The organism is Mesorhizobium sp. Pch-S, assembly GCF_004136315.1.
In the GTDB taxonomy this organism is placed as follows: domain Bacteria; phylum Pseudomonadota; class Alphaproteobacteria; order Rhizobiales; family Rhizobiaceae; genus Mesorhizobium.
Map to the genome: position 1 here is coordinate 295,752 of NZ_CP029562.1, position 20,403 is coordinate 316,154.

Annotated in this window: 19 protein-coding genes; 13 read left to right on the forward strand and 6 right to left on the reverse strand. The window is 61.9% G+C overall.

Annotated features, from left to right (window positions below):
• Positions 1-19: 19 nt before the first annotated feature.
• Both C1M53_RS01330 and C1M53_RS01335 read right to left on the reverse strand, forming a co-directional pair.
• Positions 20-754, reverse strand: coding sequence for a DsbA family protein (locus tag C1M53_RS01330; protein ID WP_129410586.1), 735 nt, complete (start codon positions 752-754; stop codon positions 20-22).
• A 143-nt stretch (positions 755-897) separates the two neighbouring features.
• A complete protein-coding gene (locus C1M53_RS01335; protein WP_129410587.1) occupies positions 898-1,395 on the reverse strand; it encodes a DUF721 domain-containing protein in 498 nt (165 codons plus the stop codon).
• 50 nt (positions 1,396-1,445) lie between these two features.
• Between C1M53_RS01335 and mutY the strand changes: the two genes are divergently transcribed.
• Genes mutY through C1M53_RS01350 form a run of 3 tightly spaced genes read left to right on the forward strand, consistent with a single transcriptional unit; the run spans position 1,446 to position 3,537 of the window.
• On the forward strand, positions 1,446-2,570 hold the full coding sequence (mutY, locus tag C1M53_RS01340; protein ID WP_129410588.1) for an A/G-specific adenine glycosylase: 1,125 nt from the start codon (positions 1,446-1,448) through the stop codon (positions 2,568-2,570).
• Entirely contained in the window at positions 2,567-3,178 is a 612-nt protein-coding gene (locus C1M53_RS01345) for an HAD family phosphatase (RefSeq protein ID WP_129410589.1), read from the forward strand. The genes mutY and C1M53_RS01345 overlap by 4 nt, the downstream gene beginning before the upstream one ends.
• The gene (locus tag C1M53_RS01350; RefSeq protein ID WP_129410590.1) at positions 3,175-3,537 is read left to right on the forward strand and encodes a nuclear transport factor 2 family protein; all 363 of its coding nucleotides are present in this window, start codon (positions 3,175-3,177) and stop codon (positions 3,535-3,537) included. Before C1M53_RS01345 ends, C1M53_RS01350 begins: the two co-directional genes overlap by 4 nt.
• Positions 3,538-3,606: 69 nt before the next feature.
• Here the strand turns inward: C1M53_RS01350 and C1M53_RS01355 are convergent, their stop codons facing one another.
• Positions 3,607-4,740, reverse strand: coding sequence for a site-specific DNA-methyltransferase (locus tag C1M53_RS01355; protein WP_129410591.1), 1,134 nt, complete (start codon positions 4,738-4,740; stop codon positions 3,607-3,609).
• A 248-nt stretch (positions 4,741-4,988) separates the two neighbouring features.
• On the opposite strand from C1M53_RS01355, the gene C1M53_RS01360 reads away from it, so the two are divergent.
• Entirely contained in the window at positions 4,989-5,675 is a 687-nt protein-coding gene (locus C1M53_RS01360) for an HAD family hydrolase (RefSeq protein ID WP_129410592.1), read from the forward strand.
• Positions 5,676-5,755: 80 nt separating this feature from the next.
• On the opposite strand, the gene C1M53_RS01365 is transcribed toward C1M53_RS01360, so the two are convergent.
• Entirely contained in the window at positions 5,756-6,535 is a 780-nt protein-coding gene (locus C1M53_RS01365) for a hypothetical protein (protein ID WP_129410593.1), read from the reverse strand.
• A gap of 141 nt (positions 6,536-6,676) precedes the next feature.
• On the opposite strand from C1M53_RS01365, the gene thrC reads away from it, so the two are divergent.
• From thrC to C1M53_RS01385, 4 genes are all read left to right on the forward strand, one after another.
• Complete coding sequence (gene thrC / locus C1M53_RS01370) at positions 6,677-8,074, forward strand: threonine synthase (RefSeq protein ID WP_129410594.1); 1,398 nt, start codon at positions 6,677-6,679, stop codon at positions 8,072-8,074.
• Between the two features lie 14 nt (positions 8,075-8,088).
• A complete protein-coding gene (locus tag C1M53_RS01375; protein WP_129410595.1) occupies positions 8,089-9,381 on the forward strand; it encodes a pitrilysin family protein in 1,293 nt (430 codons plus the stop codon).
• Positions 9,382-9,396: 15 nt separating this feature from the next.
• Positions 9,397-9,993 (forward strand): GNAT family protein, encoded by a 597-nt coding sequence (locus tag C1M53_RS01380; RefSeq protein WP_129410596.1) that lies wholly within the window; start codon positions 9,397-9,399, stop codon positions 9,991-9,993.
• 156 nt (positions 9,994-10,149) lie between these two features.
• The gene (locus C1M53_RS01385) at positions 10,150-12,987 is read left to right on the forward strand and encodes an EAL domain-containing protein (protein ID WP_129410597.1); all 2,838 of its coding nucleotides are present in this window, start codon (positions 10,150-10,152) and stop codon (positions 12,985-12,987) included.
• Positions 12,988-13,149: 162 nt separating this feature from the next.
• On the opposite strand, the gene C1M53_RS01390 is transcribed toward C1M53_RS01385, so the two are convergent.
• Positions 13,150-13,758 carry a YqgE/AlgH family protein gene (locus C1M53_RS01390; protein ID WP_129410598.1) on the reverse strand — a complete coding sequence of 203 codons (609 nt, stop codon included), beginning with the start codon at positions 13,756-13,758 and terminating at the stop codon, positions 13,150-13,152.
• 291 nt (positions 13,759-14,049) lie between these two features.
• On the opposite strand from C1M53_RS01390, the gene C1M53_RS01395 reads away from it, so the two are divergent.
• The 3 genes from C1M53_RS01395 to C1M53_RS01405 all read left to right on the forward strand — a co-directional run bounded on the left by C1M53_RS01395 (position 14,050) and on the right by C1M53_RS01405 (position 16,097).
• Positions 14,050-14,814 carry a protein-disulfide reductase DsbD domain-containing protein gene (locus C1M53_RS01395; protein WP_129410599.1) on the forward strand — a complete coding sequence of 255 codons (765 nt, stop codon included), beginning with the start codon at positions 14,050-14,052 and terminating at the stop codon, positions 14,812-14,814.
• Positions 14,815-14,899: 85 nt separating this feature from the next.
• Complete coding sequence (locus C1M53_RS01400) at positions 14,900-15,385, forward strand: peroxiredoxin (protein ID WP_129410600.1); 486 nt, start codon at positions 14,900-14,902, stop codon at positions 15,383-15,385.
• 133 nt (positions 15,386-15,518) lie between these two features.
• Positions 15,519-16,097: a TetR/AcrR family transcriptional regulator gene (locus tag C1M53_RS01405; protein ID WP_129410601.1), complete on the forward strand. Its 579-nt coding sequence runs from the start codon at positions 15,519-15,521 to the stop codon at positions 16,095-16,097.
• Here the strand turns inward: C1M53_RS01405 and C1M53_RS01410 are convergent.
• Positions 16,082-17,386, reverse strand: coding sequence for an MFS transporter (locus C1M53_RS01410; protein WP_129410602.1), 1,305 nt, complete (start codon positions 17,384-17,386; stop codon positions 16,082-16,084). The genes C1M53_RS01405 and C1M53_RS01410 overlap by 16 nt on opposite strands.
• A 173-nt stretch (positions 17,387-17,559) precedes the next feature.
• Between C1M53_RS01410 and C1M53_RS01415 the strand changes: the two genes are divergently transcribed.
• Positions 17,560-19,158, forward strand: coding sequence for an amidohydrolase (locus C1M53_RS01415; protein ID WP_165358014.1), 1,599 nt, complete (start codon positions 17,560-17,562; stop codon positions 19,156-19,158).
• 65 nt (positions 19,159-19,223) lie between these two features.
• Complete coding sequence (locus tag C1M53_RS01420; RefSeq protein WP_129410604.1) at positions 19,224-20,396, forward strand: enolase C-terminal domain-like protein; 1,173 nt, start codon at positions 19,224-19,226, stop codon at positions 20,394-20,396.
• Positions 20,397-20,403 lie beyond the last annotated feature (7 nt).

Below are 20,403 nucleotides of genomic sequence, written 5' to 3' on the forward strand. Positions count from 1 at the left end.
CCCCGGCGCCGCCGGAACGTCAGAGCAGAGGGTCGATGATGGCCGACATTTCCTCAATCGACAACGCACCCTTGTAGGTCTGACCGTTGATGAAGAAGGTCGGCGTTGAGTCGACCTTGAATTCGTCCGCGCCGCGCTTCTGCACTGATCTGACTTGGTCCAGAAGTTTCTGGTCCGTCAAGCAGGCATTGAAGCTCTCCTGTGTAAAACCGGCCAGCTTGGACAATTGGAACATGGCATCCTTGACATTTTCAGCCACGGCCCAGTTCTGCTGCTGCTTGAAGAGGACATCCACCATCGGGAAATAATTGTCGCCGGCGCAGCGCGCCAGCATGAACCCGGCCTCGGCGCGCGGATCGAACGGGAATTCGCGGAAGATCAAGCGCGCCTTGCCGGTATCGATATACTTGGTCTTCAGCTCGGGCAGCGTGGTCTCGTGGAAATGCGCGCAATGCGGGCAGGTCATCGAAGCATATTCGACGATGGTGACCTTGGCGTCGTCCTTGCCGAGCTGCCTTTCCGGCAGCGCGCCAGGCTTCAGGAGCTCGGCCATGTCGACAGAACCCGACGACTGCGGAGCAGCCGCTGCCGGCTTTGCTGCCGGCTTCATCGCGTCCGCCGGTTTGGTGGTCTCGGCTGGCTTGGCCGTTTCGGCTTCCGCCTCGCCTGCTTTGTTGCAGGCCGCGAGCGCCAGCGCGGCCGGTGCAACGGCCAGCGTGGTCAGAATGTGTCTGCGAGACAGAAGACGGTTCATCGAATCACCTGATCAGGATTGGGATTTTGCAATGGATAGCCAAGGAAAAGCGAGAGTTCGCGGGAATTAAGGCATAGCGGTTCCCGAGTCCAATCGCGAAAACCTGTTGAAACGATCACGAAAGCGCGAGAGCGTGGTGAAGTCTACTTGCGCCGGCCGATGATGCTGGCACCCAACCTTTCCAGCGAAGCCCGCAGGGCCTCGTCTTCCACGCCACCGACAACACGTTCGAGGCGGGTCTTCTCCAGCGGCGTCAGAGGCCTCGCCGGCTGGACGGTGCGGCGTTTGGCCTCCGTCAGCGGTTTCTGCACGATGCGGATACGCCCGATGGCCTGAAAGCCCAGAAAAGCGTTGACGCGACCGATGATCTCATCGGCCTGATGCTGGAGATGCAGTGCAGCGACACCCTGACACGCAACCACAAGGGCAGCGGGCTCGAACGGATCCTCTTCGCGCATGCGGCGCGGCCACTGGATCCGCTCCGGCCGTGACGTGCCGGCAAGGCGCGGTCCGACGATCTCTTCCCAGGACTGGACCAGACCGATCGAGATGCCGGCGCGCTTGCGCAATACCGGTTCCAGGATGCCGGTTGCGAGATCGCTAACCGGTACAGGATTGCCGTAAGGGGGTTTCCCTGTCATGCGTTCTCCGTCAGACAGCAGGACCGGCTGAACCGCATCCCGAACGATCAATGACACTGCCCGACCAGACCCGCAAGCCCGCATATGAAAGCGGGACCGATATCGCCGCCCGCCTGCTTGGCTGGTATGACGCGCATCATCGCGATCTGCCCTGGCGCGTTGCGCCCCGCGATCTGGCCAGAGGCGTAAAGCCGGACCCATATCGGGTCTGGCTTTCCGAGGTGATGCTGCAACAGACCACCGTGGAGGCGGTAAAAGCCTATTTCCAGGCTTTCCTGGAACGCTGGCCCACCATACAGGCCCTCGGCGCGGCAAGTTCCGATGACGTGATGAAGGCCTGGGCGGGGCTGGGCTACTATTCGCGGGCGCGCAATCTGAAAGCCTGCGCGGACCAGATAGCGGCACGGGGCGGCCGCTTTCCAGATACAGAAAGCGGGTTGCGCGCACTTCCCGGCATCGGCGCCTACACCGCAGCGGCAATTGCCGCCATCGCCTTCAATCGCCCGGCAGCAGTGGTCGACGGCAATGTCGAACGCGTCGTTTCGCGGCTGTTTTCGATCGATACTCCGCTGCCGCTGGCCAAGCCGGAAATCCGAGCCCGTGTCGAGGAGATGCTGTCACAGGACAGGCCCGGCGACTTTGCCCAGGCGATGATGGACCTCGGCGCGACCATCTGCAGTCCGCGCAAGCCACGCTGCATGTTGTGTCCGCTGCGGCAGGATTGCAGCGTCATCCTTTCCGGCGATCCGGAATTCTATCCGGTAAAACTCGCCAAGCCGGAAAAGCCGTCCAGGCAGGGAGCTGCCTTCGTCGCAATCCGGGGCGATGGCGCCATCCTTCTGCGCAAGCGCCCCGAAAAAGGCCTTCTCGGCGGCATGAGCGAAGTACCGACCACCGGCTGGACGGCTCGGATCGACGGCGCTACGGGAGCGGACGCCGCGCCGTTTCCGGCGGGCTGGCGCCCTTGCGGCGCCATCAGCCATGTCTTCACGCATTTTTCGCTGGAGCTCAGCGTCTATGCCGCGAACGTCGACTTCGTGGCAGCCCCACAGGGTTTCTTCTGGTCGCGCCCCGGCTGGATCAACGACGAAGCCTTGCCCACTGTCATGAAAAAGGCAATCGAAGCGGCTATGCCCGGCTCGACCCAGAAGGGTCCGCACAAGAGGAAAGCATGACCGAGATCCGCCACATCGTCTTCGACATCGGCAAGGTGCTGCTGCACTACGATCCCAGCCTGCCATTCAACCGGCTGATCCCGGATGCCGCGGAACGGCAATGGTTCTTCGACAATGTCTGCACGAGCGACTGGAATATCGAACAGGACCGCGGCCGCACCTGGGAAGAGGCGGAAAGCCTGCTGCTCGATCGACACCCGGACCATGCCGAGAACATCCGTAACTTCCGCCTGTACTGGCACGAAATGGTGCCACACGCCTATGATGACAGCGTCGCCCTGATGGAAGGCCTGATCGATAAAGGCCGTGACGTCACCATGCTGACCAACTTCGCTTCCGATACGTTCCGGGAAGCGCAGGAACGCTTTCCCTTCCTGAAGCTGCCACGCGGCGTGACTGTTTCGGGCGACATCAAACTCATCAAGCCCGACCGCGCCATCTACGACCACCACATCCAATCCTTCGATCTTGAGCCGGCGGCGACGCTGTTCATCGACGACAGTCCAAAAAATGTCGAGGGCGCCAGGGAGGCTGGCTGGCAGGCGGTGCTGTTCACGGATGCCGCAACGCTGAAGCGCGACCTGACCGAGCGAGGAATAGCAGCATGAGCAGCAGGCACGATCCGGCCAAGACGCTTGCCCGTTTTCATGAGGTGACCAACGCGCAGGATTTCGTCGCCATCGAGGCGATGTTCGCGCCAGACGTTGTCTATGTTTCGCAAGGGGTCGGCGGACGCATCGAAGGCCGGGATGCCGTCATGACAGCCTTCCGCAGCTATTTCGAGGAATATCCGGACCAGGAAGCGGAAGACAAGAAGCTGGAAGCACTGTCGCCCAACAGCGCACGCTCCGAATGGTCGCTGACCGGAACCAGCACCAAGACCGGTGTGTGGCGGGAGCGGCATGGCGCCGAGACCATCACGCTTGACGGTGATGGCCTGATCGTCCGCGTGGACGTGGAGGGTTAGGCTCTCTTTTGTTTCGTTGCACGGTACTTGCCCGAAAGTCTGCAGCTGTCGCAGATCTTCGGGTCAGGATCACGCTCCGGCCCGCTCCATGCCGAGTCGTGCGATCTTGCGCAGTTCGTCGATAGGAGTAAGACCGCCGGCGCGTTCATAGTGCCAGAAGGTCCAGCCGTTACAGGCGTCGAGCCCCTGCACTTCGGCGCCTATCTTGTGAATGGAACCAGCACTGTCGCCGATGGCCAGAGTACCGTCCGCGCGCACCTTCGCCGACCAGCGGCGTTTTGCGTCGTACAGCGTTGCGCCGGCCTTGACCAGGCCGTTGTCGATCAGGCTGATGAAGGCGACCCGCGGCTCGGCGCGCTTGCCCGAAAGAACCGTCAGATCGGCGCCTTCAAGCGGTTTTACTGCAGCAATGCGCTCGTACGCCGCGTCGATATACGACTGCTCGCGCTCGATGCCGACGAAATGGCGGCCAAGGCGCTTGGCGACAGCACCGGTCGTGCCGGAGCCGAAGAACGGGTCGAGCACGACATCGCCCGGCTTGGTCGAGGCGAGCATGATGCGAGCCAGCAGTGCTTCGGGCTTCTGCGTCGGGTGCAGCTTGTCGCCGTTGTCGTCCTTCAGCCGTTCACCACCGGTGCAGATCGGGAAGAGCCAGTCGGAGCGCATCTGTACATCGTCGTTGGCGGCCTTCAGCGCCTCGTAGTTGAAAGTGTAACCCTTGGCCTTCTGATCGCGCGATGCCCAGATCATCGTCTCATGGGCATTCTGGAAGCGACGGCCGCGGAAGTTCGGCATCGGATTGGTCTTGCGCCAGACGACATCGTTGAGGATCCAGAAGCCGAGATCCTGCATCTTAGCGCCGACGCGGAAGATGTTGTGATAGGAGCCAATCACCCAGATGGTGCCGTTCGGCTTCAGAACGCGGCGCGCCGCGAGCAGCCATGCGCGGGTGAAGGCATCGTAAGCCTCGAAACTCTCGAACTGGTCCCAATGGTCATCGACCGCGTCGACCTTGGACTGGTCAGGCCGATGCAGTGTGCCTTCCAGCTGCAGATTGTAGGGCGGATCGGCAAAGATCACGTCCACCGATTTTTCCGGCAGCCGGTCGAGCGCAGCGACGCAATCCCCTTTCAGGATCGTGTCCAGCCATTCGGACTGCTGAGGAGTGTGGGAAAGATCGTCGAGAAGACGCACGGCAGACATGCTGATTACCCAGGACACGCGTTACATTTACCAGCCGTTATGGTTACCGTTCTCAGTAAATATTTGATGAAGTTCAGGCGTGATTTGCCGCTTGCCGGTGCTTGGTGTATGCCGCGCCGGCCTTCCCTGTAGCGTTTCCGTTTTAACGGAAGCGCGGAAACGCTCTAACTCTTTAGTTTTTTGCGCAATTCCGGACGGAAAACCGCTACGCATTTTTCCTGGGATTGCTCCAGCCGAGATGGACTGAAATGCCCCAGCCAGACCTTGTCATTTTCGATTGCGACGGCGTGCTCGTCGATTCCGAAATCATCGCCGCGCGTGTCGAGGCCGAGCTGATCACCGAAGCAGGCTTCGAGATCAGCGCAGAAGAGATCGCCGAAAGCTATGCCGGCCTCACGTTCAAAGACATCATGATGGCGATCGAGCACAAGGCGAACATCCCTTTCCAGGCATCGCTGATCACGCGCGCCGAAGAACTGGTCGACCGCAAGCTGCGGTCGGACGTTCGTGCCATCGATGGTGTACACCAGGCCGTCGCATCTGTGACGGCACCGCGCTGCATCTGCTCGAATTCGAGCTCGGAGCGCATCGCCTTCATGCTGGAGAAAGTCCGGCTTCTACCGCTGTTCGAAGGCCGCATCTTCTCGGCGCTTGAAACACCCACGAAAAAGCCCAAGCCGGCACCGGACGTCTTCCTGCATGCAGCACAGGTGCTGAAAGCAAAACCGGCGAACACCTTCGTGATCGAGGATTCCGCCCATGGCATCCATGGCGCCCGCGCTGCAGGGATGCGCGTGATCGGCTTCACCGGCGCGTCACACAGCTATCCCGGCCACGCCGACATCCTGACCGAGGCAGGTGCAGAAACAGTGATCAGCCGCTGGTCCGACCTGAAAGGTGTGCTTGCGGCGCTGTCGGAATGGTCTGACGCTTGAGGCAAACTACCGAACAGAAAAAGGGGGCTGATGCCCCCTTCTATGTCTCGCCTTTAAAGAGCTCTTCCGTTTTCCCGGCGCTAGCGCGGGATATCCGAGATGGTGGTCTGGCTTCCCTGCTGTGCGGGTGCGGCCGGCGCATTCGCCACCGGAGCAGCCTTCGGCTTCGGCCGGCGCACACGACGCTTCACCGGTTCATCTTCGGCAGACTTCTGCACCTTCTTCGGCCCCTCGTCGAAACCTGCAAAGGCCTGATAAGTGGCGGCAGCCGGCTCAGGGACCGAGATGTTGGAATCGTTCAGCACGAATTGGGTCGCGGTGGAGGTGTCAGACACCTGCACCTTGTGCTGGTAGATCTGCGAATAGAGCACCTTGTCGCCTTCGACCACAGCAATGCGGATCGGCAGGGTGACGGTGCCCGGCACAGCCGTGGGACCTGGCACGATGCGGCCGGCCACGGCAATCTTCATGTTGAGCATGCCGTTGTCGCGCGTGCAGTCGCGGGTCACGTCGCCGATCGAGGCCTGATAGGAAAGCCGGGCTGAATCATCCTGCGTCGCATCGGTCGCTGGCACAGCATCCTGGCCTTTCGGTGCCTTCGGTTTCGCGCCGGCCTTGCCGTAGGTGTTGAAGACAGCAGTGCCTTCGCGCAGCGTAACCTTCGGGCAATAGGCCCTGAGGTCGGAAGCCTTGGCCTTGGCAACGTCGGCATTGATCGCCGCCTCGTCCTTCTTGCCCACTCCCAGGAAACCGCCACCCGAGCCACCGCCGTCGCTTGATTGGCAGCCTGCGACGATCAGCATAAAGCCCATGGACACGAAACCCGCGACAAGGCGGCTGTTGGACGAACGAAATACCATAAAAAGCAGTTCCCTCACGCGAAGCAGGCGACCTATAGCAACGAGACGGCAAAAATGCGACTGAGGGCGCGCACAAAATCCACGCCTTGGCCCAAAGCAAGGGCAATCGGCCGGAACGGCAGTTGAAATGGAAAGTCGACAATGCGCTATGTGAGTACCCGCGGAGAGGCCCCCGCACTCGGATTTTCAGACACGGTGCTGGCCGGCCTGGCGCGCGACGGCGGACTTTATGTGCCCGAAACCTGGCCGCATTTCTCGCCCGCCGAGATCAAAACCATGCGCGGGCTTTCTTATGCCGATCTCGCCATTCGCGTGCTGACGCCCTTTCTCGGCGGCGAAATCGCGCCTGCAGTGTTCGCGAAACTGGTGCGCGAGGCTTATGCAACCTTCCGACACGACGCGGTGTGCCCGCTGGTCCAGACCGGCCACAACACCTTCGTACTCGAACTCTTCCACGGCCCGACGCTCGCGTTCAAGGACGTCGCCATGCAACTGCTTGGTCGACTGATGGACCATGTGCTTGCTGAACGCGGCGAACGCGCAACCATCGTCGGCGCCACATCCGGCGATACCGGCGGTGCGGCCATCGAAGCCTTTGCCGGCCGCGAGCGTACCGATATCGTCATCCTGTTCCCCAATGGACGTGTCTCGCCGGTTCAGCAGCGGCAGATGACCACCTCGACCGCCGCCAATGTCCATGCGCTGGCGATCGACGGCAATTTCGATGATTGCCAGGGCCTGCTCAAGGACATGTTCAATGACCACGCCTTCCGCGACGCGGTCTCGCTGTCTGGCGTCAACTCGATCAACTGGGCGCGCATCATGGCCCAGATCGTCTATTACTTCTCCTCCGCCCTGTCGCTCGGCGCACCTGACCGGCCCGTATCCTTCACCGTGCCAACCGGCAATTTCGGCGACATCTTCGCCGGATATGCAGCCAAGCGCATGGGGCTTCCGATCGAGCGCCTGGTGATCGCCACCAATGACAATGACATTCTGGCCCGGACGCTTGCCAGCGGCGAATACCGCATGAAGGGGGTCGTCGCGACGACCTCGCCTTCGATGGACATCCAGGTATCCTCCAATTTCGAGCGCCTGCTGTTCGAGGTTTCGCAGCGTGATGCCGGGACAGTGCGCCGCTACATGAATTCGCTGAAGCAGTCCGGCGCCTTCACCATCGAGGCAGAAGGGCTTGCCCGCATCCGCGCCGAATTCGATGCCGGGCGCGCGACTCAGGCCGAAGTCGCCGGGACGATCCGCTCCACCCTCGCCCGCTCGAACTACCTGCTGGATCCCCACACGGCGTCAGGCGTTCATGTCGCGGCCTTGCAATCGGCCAGCAACACTCCGATGATCGTTCTGGGTACCGCGCATCCCTCGAAATTCCCGGCTGCAGTCGAAGAGGCAAGCGGAATCTACCCTGCCTTGCCTTCATGGCTTGCCGACTTAATGAATTCGGAGGAAAAATATGCGGTACTTCCATCGGACCTGAAAATGGTGGAAGATTATGTCCGTCGCCGCTCCCGGGCGGCGCGTTAGGGAGTTTTAGCTATATGGGTGTTGAGGTAAGCCGTCTGTCGAACGGCCTGACAGTCGCCACCGAAACCCTTCCAAGCATCGAATCCGTTGCTCTCGGCGCCTGGGTCAAATCCGGGGCCAGGAACGAGCGCGACGATGAGCATGGAATGGCTCACCTGCTCGAACACATGGCATTCAAGGGCACGAAGAGGCGTTCAGCCTTTGAGATCGCCTCGGAAATCGAGAATGTCGGCGGCGAGATCAATGCCGCGACCAGTGTCGAGACGACATCCTTCTATGCCCGCGTGCTGTCTGACGACGTGCCGCTTGCAGTCGACATACTGGCTGACATCCTGCAGGAATCCGAATTCGATCCTGAGGAACTGGAGCGCGAACAGAACGTCATCCTGCAGGAAATCGGCGCTGCGCATGATACGCCCGACGACGTCGTCTTTGACCGTTTCACCGAAACCGCCTTTCGCCACCAGACCATCGGTCGCTCGATCCTGGGCACGCCCGAAACGGTAAAATCATTCACATCCAAGCAGTTGCACAATTTCATGGAGCGCCAGTACGGCGCCGAGCGCATGGTCATGGTCGCAGCGGGCGACGTGAAACATGATGATTTCGTTCGCGAAGTGGAAAACAAGCTCGGCTCCTTCCGCACGAAGGCCGAGAGCATCGCACCGCAATACGCTCAATATGTCGGCGGTGACTTCCGCGAGGATCGCGACCTGATGGACGCACAGATCGTCCTCGGCTTCGAGGGCCGCGCCTATCACGTCCGGGACTTCTACGCCTCGCAGGTGCTGTCGATGATCCTCGGCGGCGGCATGTCATCGCGGCTGTTCCAAGAGGTGCGCGAAAAGCGCGGCCTGTGTTATTCGGTCTATGCTTTCCATTGGGGCTTCTCGGACACTGGCGTGTTCGGTGTCCATGCCGCAACCGGCCAGAACGATATCGCTGAGCTGGTCCCGGTCATCGTGCGTGAACTGCAGCGCGCGGGCGAGAACATTTCCCAGGAGGAACTCGACCGGGCCCGCGCGCAGTATCGCGCCGGGTTGATCATGTCAGCCGAAAGCCCGGCCAGCCGCGCATCCCAGATCGCGCGCCAGTTGCTTCTGTTCGGCAGGCCGATTCCGAAGGAGGAGCTGATGGAACGGCTCGGGGCCCTGACAACGGAGCGCCTTACGGATTTGTCCTCGCGGCTGTTCTCGACGCGGCCGACACTGGCCGCCGTTGGTCCCGTCGGCACGCTGGCGCCCTACGAAGCGGTTCTCGACCAGCTCCCGGGCCTAGAGGTCGCCGCCCGGAAGCTCGCCGTCTGATCCAGGCCGACAGCCGTGTTCGCACTCCCTTTCTTTCGCCGAGACTTGCCGGCGCTGAAGGGCGAGAAGGTCCTGTTGCGTGTACCCATGGCGAATGATCATCGTGAGTGGGCGGCATTGCGCGGGGAAAGCCGCGCATTCCTGGAACGCTGGGAACCACGCTGGGCACCCGACGAGCTCGACCGCTCCGCATGGCGCCATCGCATCGGGCGATACCGCGAGGACTATGCGCAAGGCACGGCGATCGCCTTCTTCATCTTCGACCGGAACTCCGGCAAGCTCGCGGGGGGTATCACGCTCGGCAACATCCGCCACGGCGTCGCGCAAAGTGGCCACATCGGTTACTGGATCGGCGAACGCTATGCCGGCCGCGGCATGATGACCGACGCCGTCAAGCTGGTGGCGCGTTTCGCCTTCGATACACTCAAGTTGCACCGGATCGAAGCAGCCTGTATTCCCGACAACGTTCGTTCGATCCGTGTGCTTGAAAAAGCCGGATTCCAGCGTGAAGGACTGGCGCGCTCCTATCTTCGCATCAATGGAGCGTGGCAAGACCACTATCTCTATGCCCGGATCGCAGACGATCTGCCGGCATCCGCTACGAAGGGCTGATTGTTGACGAAATTCCTGCGAAACGGATCGGTGTTAGAGCGTTTCCGTTTTTCACGGAAACGCGGAAACGCTCTAACTCTTTGTTTTTACGCAATTCCGGACAGAAAACCGTTACACACTTTTCCTGGAATTGCTCTCGCTTTCGTCCTCGCGACGATGGTGACCCTTTTCGCCGCCGCTTCCGCCCATGCCGTGGAGCCGATCAAGATTTCCCGCGACGACGTCGCTCTCGACCTTTCGGGCGCGGTCGAAATCTATCGCAACCAGGGGGAGAACTTTCAGGTATCGACAGCCCCTGGCTCCGACGGCATCGTGCGGCGCATCGAGGTCGAGGCCAACGATGCCCGTTCGACCGGCGACTGGGCCGTGTTTGCACTCGCCAACACCACCGACGACGTCATCGACCGCCTGATCGTCGCACCGCATTTCAGGCTGGTGAAATCGGGCATATTCTGGCCCGATCTCGGCTCGACGCGCTTCACCGCGATCACGCCGTCCGAGGGTTTCGCGCTCGACAAGCAGGCAAGCCCTGATGCCGATGTCTTTCGCGTGACGCTGAACCCCGGCTCGGTCGTTACCTTCATCGCCGAACTTGCCTCGCCGAAGCTGCCGCAGGTCTATCTGTGGGAGCCGGAGGCCTACAAGGACACAGTCAATTCCTACACGCTCTATCGCGGCATCGTCATCGGCATCGCCGGCCTTCTGGCGCTGTTCCTGACGATCCTGTTCGTGGTCAAGGGAACTTCGCTGTTCCCGGCAACCGCGGCACTGGCCTGGGCGGTACTTGCCTATATCTGCATCGACTTCGGCTTCCTGGCCAAGATCATCCAGGTCGCGCCCGGTTCCGAGCAGGTCTGGCGCGCCGGCGCAGAAGTGGCCCTCGCCACCACCTTCGTGGTTTTCCTGTTCACCTATCTGAACCTCAACCGATGGCATGGCCATTTCAGCTACGGCGCGCTGGTGTGGATCCTGGGTCTGGCGGCGATCGCCGGTATCGCCATCATCGATCCGGCGATCGCCGCCGGTATCGCCCGCATATCGTTTGCCGCCACAGCCGTGACCGGCCTCGGCCTCATCATATTCCTTGGCATACGCGGCTACGACCGCGCCATCATGCTCATTCCAAGCTGGGTGATGGTGCTGTTGTGGGCGACGGGCTCATGGATGGCGATCACCGGCCTGCTCGACAACGACATCGTGCAGCCGGCTCTCGGCGGCGGGCTGATCCTGGTGATCCTGCTGATCGGCTTTACCGTCATGCAGCACGCCTTCGCCGGCGGCGCGCTGCATCAGGGCCTGTTCTCGGATCTCGAGCGCCAGGCCCTGGCGGTCGCCGGTTCGGGCGACACCGTATGGGACTGGGATGTCCTGCGCGATCGAATCGTCACCCGTCCCGACGTCAGCCTGCAACTCGGCCTCGCGCCGGGCAGCCTCGGTGGCGCGGCCCGCAACTGGCTGCCGGTTCTTCATTCGGATGACCGCGACACGTTCCGCACCACGCTCGACGTCGTGCTGGAGCATCGGCGCGGCCGCGTGGCGCAGAACTTCCGCCTGCGCGGCGCCGACGGCCATTATCACTGGTTCGCACTGAGAGCGCGGCCGGTGATCGGTTCCGACGGCGAAGTCATCCGCTGCGTCGGCACGATGGTCGATGTCACCGAGCAGAAGAAGTCGGAAGAGCGCCTTCTGCACGATGCCGTGCACGACAATCTGACCGGCCTGCCGAACCGCGAACTGTTCATGAACCGGCTGGAAGCGATCATCTCGATCGCCCGAACCGAGGACAAGGTACGGCCAACGGTATTCGTCATCGACATCGACCGCTTCAAGCAGGTCAATGACGGCCTGGGCATCTCCGCCGGCGACACCATCCTGCTCACGGTGGCGCGGCGCCTGCACCGGCTGCTCAAGCCGAAGGACTCGCTGTCTCGTTTCGCCGGCGACCAGTTCGCATTGATGCTGCTGTCCGAGCAGGATCCAGCCCGGATCGCCGCCATGGCGGACGCCATCAAACATGCGATCAGCTCGCCGATCACCTTCGCCAAGCGCGAAATCGTGCTGACCGCCTCCGTCGGCCTGATCACCTGGACATCCGACCAGACCTCCGCGGAGGACCTGGTCAAGGATGCCGAACTCGCCATGCACCAGGCCAAGCGTTTCGGCGGCGATCGCATCGAACCGTTCCGGCCTGCCTTCCGCACCGTCGGCACCGACCGGCTGCAGTTCGAATCCGACCTGCGCCGTGCCATCGAGCGACGCGAGTTCACCCTCGCCTATCAGCCGATCGTCCGGTTGGAAGACTACAGCGTCGCCGGTTTTGAAGCCCTGCTGCGCTGGGATCATCCTCGCCGTGGCATGATCCCGCCAGCCGATTTCATTCCGGTGGCCGAGAGCTGCGGTCTTATCGTGCAGCTCGGTCTCTTCGCGATGCAGAAGGCGGCGGAAGACCTAGCAGGCTGGCAGAAACACATCGGCGACACGCCGCTGTCGGTCTCGGTCAACCTCTCCAGTCGCCAGCTCATCCGCCGTGACCTCGTCACCGACGTCCGCTCGGTGATCGCACGCGCAGGCCTGAAGCCGCGCTGCCTGAGGCTCGAACTCACCGAATCGCTGGTCATGGACAACCCCGAACAGGCTGCCCATGTGCTCACCAAGCTGAAGCAACTGGGCATTGGATTGTCACTGGACGATTTCGGCACCGGCTATTCGTCCCTGTCGTATCTGACCCGTTTTCCCTTCGACACGATCAAGATCGACAAGAGCTTCATCGATGACACGTCGCCCAAACGCGCCGTGTTGCTGCGCTCCATGGTCAACATGGCGCATGAACTGGGCCTCGCCGTGGTCGCGGAAGGCATCTCCGACCAGAGTGACGCACTGGAATTGCGCCAGATGGGCTGCGAATATGTTCAGAGCTTCATGTTCGGTGCACCGATGAACGGCGATGCCGTGATCAAGCTGCTGCGCGAACAATATCCACTGACGCAGGCCTAGTTGGAAAGGTCCTGGATGGTGCACATCTAGGATGCCTCAAACGCCGGCGCGGCCCATCCACTGGCGCGCGCTCCAACAGTCAGTTGGAATGACCGCAGGTCCTTCCCCCTGGCGCGAGGAAGAATCCAAAAGGCAGAGGCTCGAAGTTCCGGTCGTAAAAGCTCAGGCGTGACCGGCGGCCTGGCTGAAGCGCGCGAGGTCTATGCCGATCGAGGCAAGCGCCCGATCGTATTTGCCATCGATATCGGGATCGAACAGCAGTTCCGGTGTCGCTGGACAGGTAAGCCAGCCATTTTCAGCGATTTCGCCTTCGAGCTGTCCCGCACCCCAACCTGAATAACCAAGTGTCATAAGCGCCTGGCGTGGTCCGCGCCCGGCGGAAATGGCGCGCAGGATATCGACCGTGGCGGTCAGGCAGATGTCGTCGGAGACCGGCAACGAGGATTCGACGCGATAGTCGCCGGTGTGCAGGACAAAACCGCGGCTGCGGTCCACCGGGCCGCCATTGCGCACGATGAAGTCGCGGGTCTGCCTTGGCAGGCGGATCGCCTCCTGCTCGTTCATGATACCGAGCTGAACCAGAAGATCGGGAAACAGCATCTGCTGGGTCTGGTTGATGATCAGTCCCATTGCGCCTTCGTCCGAGTGCGCGCAGATGTAGATGACGGAACGCGCGAACCGCTCGTCCTTCATGCCGGGCATGGCAACAAGGAACTGGTCGTCGAGAAAGCCGCTTTTACCGGCCGCATTCTTGTGGCGTAAAAGGTCCATAGCGGAAAGGTAACGCGTTTCCGGTACGCTTGAAAGATGCCATCGGTGCAATTCGCCAGGAGCCTTAATGTGCTGGGCTCACGCAAAAATGATGGTCGGCATCAGACGAAAGCGGTTGCGCCGCCACGTTTGCCGTTTCAAATCAGCGCCATGGATCGCTTGAGATTTTCGCTAGAGCAATTCCAGGAAAAGTGCATAGCGGTTTTCCGTCCGGAGTTGCGTAAAAACAAAGAACCAGAGCGTTTCCGCGTTTCCCAGAAGATCGGAAACGCCCTAGGCGTCGCCGCTTTGATGGCCACCAGCCTGCCGGCTGCAGCTTCCTCGTCCGCCTGGGCAGACAGCGAGGGTGGGCGCATCCGGCTGGTGACCACCGGCGCCCCCGATGCCTCCGGCCAACTCATCGGGGCACTTCATATCGAATTGAAACCAGGCTGGAAGACCTACTGGCGTGACCCCGGCGCCAGCGGCGTGCCGCCACAGATCGACGTCGCCAAGGCGAACAACATCGCCAAGGCGGAACTGTCCTACCCGGCTCCCGGCCGTCACGATGATGGTTACGGCGGATGGGCGGGCTATGACCGTACGGTTGCGCTGCCGGTGAAATTCACATTGGCGAGACCCCAGGAAAACGCCCTCATCGATGCCGGCGTCTTTCTCGGCATCTGCCAGACGATCTGCATTCCGCTGCAGGCGCAGCTGAAGGTCGATCCGGCCGAAGATGCGGGCAATCCCGAAGATGCCGAACTGGTGAAAGCGGCATTGGCCGCATTGCCGCAGAAATCCAGTGATGGCTTCGGCGCGAAGACACTGCCGGGGGAGAAGGACAAGCTTCTCGTCGAGGCGACCGCACCTGGCGGAACCAAAAGTGTCGACCTCTTCGTCGCCGGCGAGCAGGGCTATCTGTTCGGCGCGCCGACGCGTGCGGAAAAGGACGGCAAGCTCCTCTTTGCATTCCCCATCCTGGCGCGTCCCGGCAAAGCTGCGCAAGGCGATGGCCTCCCCTACACGCTGACCACTCCGTCCGGAGCGGTTGAAGGTCTATTGCCCTATCCATGACAATGGCCTGCCGTGGCCGCATTGCGAGGCGACACGGAAGGCGCTATCGCTTTGCACTCTTCTCTCCCAGACATAGAGGACTGCCATGACCATTGCCGTTGGCGAAAAGCTGCCCGAGGCCACCTTCAAGACCATGACCGACGATGGCGCCAAGGCGCTGACCGGCGCTGAGGTGTTTGCCGGCAAGAAGGTGGTGCTGTTCGGCGTTCCGGGCGCCTTCACACCGACCTGCAACAACAACCACCTGCCAGGCTACCTCGAAAACCGCGATGCCATCCTGTCGCGCGGTGTCGACCAGATCGCGGTGGTGGCGGTCAACGACCCGTTCGTGATGGGTGCCTGGGCCCGCTTCACCGGCGGCGAAGGCAAGATCCTGTTCCTCGCGGATGGCAGCGGCGATTTCGCCAAGGCTGCCGGCCTTGATATCGACCTCAGCGCCAACGGGCTCGGCCTGCGTTCCAAGCGCTTTTCGATGATCGTCGACAACGGCACGGTGACAGCACTCAACATCGAGGGCAATCCCGGCCAGGCTGTCGATTCCAGCGCCGCGAAACTGCTCGAGCAACTCTAGTCGCTCGCGCCGATAGCTGGCCTTCGCACTTGCGTGGAGCCGTAGCCAGATCCCACGGCACGGCTTCGCACAGTTCCTTGAATTGCTTCAGGCTCCCCTTTCGCAGAGCGAAACTTTGGGGCAGAGGAGGCAGATGGCCAGAAAAACAAATGCCAGGGAACGCCTGATCGGCGCAGCACAGGATATTCTGGCTGAGGAAGGGCTGGCGGCGTTCACCTCGAATGCCGTGGTCGAACGCGCCGGGGTGACGCCACCGACCTTCTACCATTATTTCGTGAACAAGCAGGCGCTGCTTCGCGAACTGGGCGAACGGATGATGCTGGCGCAGCATGATGTCATCCGGCGCGACACCGGGCTGGTGATCCGTGGGCCAGAAGATTTCCGCAAGGCCTGTGAACGAACCGTGCATGAAGCCTTCGCGAGCACACGAGCCTTCCGTGGCGGCTATGCCTTGCTGGTATCGCTGCGCGCCTTGCCCGATCTGCGTGACGTCAGGCTGCGCGCGCATGCCGACATAGCGCGGCTGATCTCCACCTATCTTCACGAGCAGGGATTGAGCAAAGGGCCGGACGACCTCATCGTGCCGGCCCGGGTGGCGCTCGAATATCTCTACGCCGCGATCGAGATGCTGTTCGAGACGGACTTCGCAAACCAGGAAGAGGTGCTGCGCCTGACGGTGGAGACTCATGTCCGGCTTTATGAGCTGTTCTGATCTGCCACCGGCGTCGTCACGCCGACACGCAGCATCAGGGCGCAGCCGACCACGAACAGCACAATAAGGCTGCCGAACCCGATCCGCTGGCTGCCGCTCAGCGCGGTCATCAGCGCGACCAGCGCCGGCCCCAGCCAGACGGTGATTGTGCTCGTCATCGCATAGATGCCGAAGAACTGGCCAAGCCGGTCCGGCGGGCTCAGCATCACCAGCAGCGACCGGCAGGACGCATAGGCAGCCACGATCATAGCGCCCATCGGAATGGCGCTGATGAGGAAGATGACGTCGGTGGTCTCAGCGAACATCGATCTCTCCGAGGCCTGCGCGGCGATTGGCACCAGCCCGAACAGGATCGCATCGCGGCTGATCGAAATCTGGAACAGGAACAGCACGGTGATCGCCAGCAATTCGGTCATGATCGCATTGCGAGGCCCCAATTGCCGATCGAGCCAGCCGGCTGCCAATCCGCCGCCCACCGCCGCAATCGTCACGATGATGCCCATCGCAGCGTTTTCCGCACGCGTCCATCCCAATGTTCCCGACGTGTAGACGGCCGTAATCGCGAACAGCGCGATCAGCCCGTCCATGAAGACCATGCGCGCGATCAGGAACCGCATGATCTGCGGCCATTCGGCAAACAGCGCGCGAACGGTGGCGATGAGGCGGATATCGCGGGGAAAAGGGCTGACCCCGCGCCAGCGTCCCGCCGCCCCAGGGCGGTCCGGCATGAAGCAAAGGAACGGCCAGACGAAGACAGCGATCCAGATCGCACAGACGATGCCCGACAGGCGCGCGACGTCGACTTCCGCCAGCCCGGCGGGCGGATAACGCGTGAAGTAGAGTACCCCAAGCAACAACAGCACCGACGCAGCGCTGCTCAATGCCAGCCCGAGTCCCGAAATGAGCGACACTTCACTTTTCGTCCCGGCGACACCAAGCAGCGCATTCTGGAAGAGCTCGGATACCGAAAAGCAGCAACCGGCCAGCGCCAGCAGCGTCATGACCAGTGGAATTGCGTATGGCGTTTCCGGGTGAATGAAACTCAGCCCCACGCATGACAGCGCCAACGCCAGCATCAGCGCGGCCAGCACCGGCTTCTTTCTGCCCCCGCGATCCATGTAACTGCCGAGGAAAGGCGCGATCATCGCCATTGCAAAGCCGGCGATCATCTGCGTGGTGCTGAACAATGCCTGGCCGCGCACCGGATCGCCGACCACGGACTGCGCGAAATATGTAGAATACACATATATTACAATAAGATAGTAAAATGGCCCGCGTGCCCAATCCAAGCTGGCCCACCACCAGCCCGCAGGCGGAACACCGTGCCATAATCGTTTCGCCACCGCCCCCACGCTCCCCTCCCTGAGATATGTATACTAATAACTATAGACAGATTCTGCCTCCTGCGCCATTCTGTTTTCAACTGACGGAATCGAGATTGGGTAGGAACGTGGGAGAGTTCTTGTTTCACGGCGGAGCGATCTTGCCCGCGCATGGTGACCACGCTCCCGAGAGCCTGCTCGTCATCGGCGACCGGATCGATTTTGTCGGATCGCTGGCCGATGCGCGACGCTGCGCGAAGGACGCAGGCCGGGTACCGCAGGAGATCGATCTAGCCGGGCGTGCCATCGTCCCAGGTTTCATCGACGGGCACCTGCACCCGATGCCGATGATTTTCTTCGCCATGTCGGCCGATCTCAACGGCGCACACGACATGGCTGCGGTCGGTGCCCGGCTGCATGCGCAGCAAGCGCGGCTCGCCGTGGACGAATGGTTGATCGGCGTCCAGTTCGAGAGCAACCGCCTGCCTGCGGGCGAAGTGCTGGATGCGGTGCTTCTGGACCAGTGGTTTCCCGATCGGCCGGTGCTTATCTATGGCCGCGACGGTCACGGCGTCATTGTCAATTCAGTCGTGCTGTCAATGTTGTCCGGCGAACTGGCATCGGATCCGGCGGGCGGCACAATCGGCCGTGACGCGTCCGGTCACCCGGACGGCCGTTTCTTCGAAAAAGCCGTGGGTCTGGTTCAGGCAAAGACGCCAATACCTGCCCCCGGCCGCATGTTGGTCGCCATGGGAGAGGTGTTCGCGCGGCTGGCGCGGTCCGGCATCACCTCGATCGGGGCGATGCTGCAGAGCGACGACGAAGGACCGGCGGGAGAGGCCGGGCGACTGGAGAGCTTCATCGCGCTCGCCTTGCCGGAACTCGTAGCACAGTCGATCTACACCATCGTCATCGGTCGCACTCTGGCAGGTGTCGAAGCGCTGGCTGGTTCGGCACTCGATGATCCCCGCCGCAGCACCAAAACGCGCGCGATCAAGATCTTCGCCGATGGAACCTTCGGCTCGTGCACCGCTTGCATGAACCAACCATACAGCGATAGCGGCTGCACCCATGGCTATATGACCTTGCCGGAAGATGAGATCTACCGGCGGATGGAAGCCGCGCATCTTGCAGGGTATCAGATCTGCATTCATGCAATCGGTGACCGTGGCATCGCCAATTGTGTGCGGCTGTTCGAACGCCTGCTGGCAGAGCATCCGTGCGAGGATCATCGCCACCGTATCGAACACGCCTCGATCGCCGATCACGAACTGATCGCGCGGATCGCGCGTATCGGGCTGCACGTCTGCTCCCAGCCGCTGTTCATCCGGTCCGAAATGGCGTGGCTACCCGCGCGGCTGGGCGAGGAACGCACGGGCCACGTCTATCCGTTCCGTGACTTCCTCGACGCCGGCATCGCGCTGGCCGGGTCCTCGGACGCGCCGATCGAAGATCCCGACGTGATCGCCGCAATCGACTTTGCGGTAAACCGCGGCGGTTTCCACCCCGAACAGGGCGTATCGGTTCGCGAAGCGCTGGACATGTACACGGCGAACGCGGCCCGCCTGCAGTTCGAGGAGAACGACAAGGGCTCGCTCAACGCGGGGAAGCTCGCCGATCTCGTCATTCTCGACCGCGATCCCCTGTCGGTCCCCGCGCAGGATATCGGGACGCTGTCGGTCATGGCGACGATGATCCGGGGCCGGTTCGTCCATGACCTGATTGGTGTCCAGGGCTGACGCAGGGCCAAAACGCTCGCTGAACGTCAGCAGCGCGAAGCTCGATCTCGAAAAAGGAAATCCACATGCAACATGATCCGATCGTGAAGATCGAACTGCGCCCGGTCTTCGTGCCGTTCACGGAAATGGTGCGTACGCATCTGCAAGGCGGCAGCGGCAAGGTGGCGATGGGCCTGAAGGTGGAGGACCACTGGCTCGGCGGCGACTTCCTGATCTGCCGCATGACGACGGAAAATGGCGTCGTCGGCCTGGGCGAAAGCTATGTCTGGCTGGTCGAGAGCGGCGTGTCGCCGCAACTGATGGCTGACGTGATCGAACGGCATCTTGCCCGCTTCGTTCTGGGACGTTCCGCTTTCGACATCGGCGCCATCCACGGCAAGTTCGACAACAACGTCGCCCGCAACGAAATGGCGAAGGGCTTGCTGGACATGGCGCTGCACGACGTAGCGGCGCGCAGCGTTGGCCGGCCTGTCCACGACCTTTGCGGCGGACGCCAGATCGATCGCGTTCCGCTCAGCCTGGTGATGCCCCTCACCGACGTGCCGACGATCCTGGAAATCACGCGCATGGCGCTTGGGGCGGGTATCCGTTCCTTCCGCTGCAAACTGGGGGACGGACGCACGCGTGACGTGGCGATCATATCAGCCGTGCGCGACCTGATCGGACCGGATGCCGGTTTGCGCGTCGACTACAACCAGGCCTACACGCCCAATGAGGCACTTGCGGCGATCGAGGCGATCGCGCCCTACGGCATCGATTTCGCCGAGCAGCCGGTGCGCGCGGACGATTTCGCCGGCATGGCCTGGGTGCAGTCCCGCACCAGCGTGCCGCTGATGGCACATGAGGGCGCCTTCGGCCTGAGGGACATCGTGACGCTCGCGGAAATGGGTGGCATCCGCTGCTTTGGACTGAATGCCGAACGGCCCGGTGGCATGACGGGCGCATTGCGCGCGATCGACTATGCCACCGCGCGTGGACTGGATGTGGTGCTGCACAACCAATGTGGTGGCATCGGCAGTGCGATGCTGCTGCACCTGCACGCCGCGCGCGCGGCCAACATACGCCACGCCACCGAATTGCAGGGCCATCTCATGCTCGAGCACAGCCTGATCCAGGAAAGCATCGACTATGATGGCGGATCAGCTGCGGTACCGGACGGCCCAGGCTGGGGCGTGACGCTGGACGAAGCGGCTGTGGATCGTTTCGCCAGGGCGGACTGGATCACACTGAAGGCCTGATGAGCCC